General features: G+C 44.1%; 1 protein-coding gene. It reads left to right on the top strand.

Annotated features, from left to right (window positions below):
• The coding region (locus tag ACSVH2_RS14130; protein WP_438093822.1) for a hypothetical protein at window positions 1–347 on the top strand (347 nt) is incomplete at both ends.

Below are 347 nucleotides of genomic sequence, written 5' to 3' on the forward strand. Positions count from 1 at the left end.
TTGACCACAGTACCTTTAACGTATGCGACGAAGTACTATGTATCAGTTCAAACCATAGTGAATATTGACGGTCAGGATTACGCGTCAGGCTTTGGCACGGCATGTGAAATTACGACACCAGATTTTCCAACAGTTGGTCTTCAGGCGTCACAATGTGGCGATGATGTTACGCCTTATTTAGTTCCCTCTACTTCAACGGAAATTACGGCTGAGTTTGTATCGGGTGCTAGTTATCGTTTTATATTGCAACGATTGGTAGGAGGATTACCAGTTGGAGAGCCATTATCGCTCACACGACCAGTAAACAATTTCACATTATACCAAGTTGCAGGCGTAGTAGCCGAAGG

It is taken from the genome of Flavobacterium sp. RSB2_4_14 (assembly GCF_051547085.1).
In the GTDB taxonomy this organism is placed as follows: Bacteria; Bacteroidota; Bacteroidia; order Flavobacteriales; family Flavobacteriaceae; genus Flavobacterium.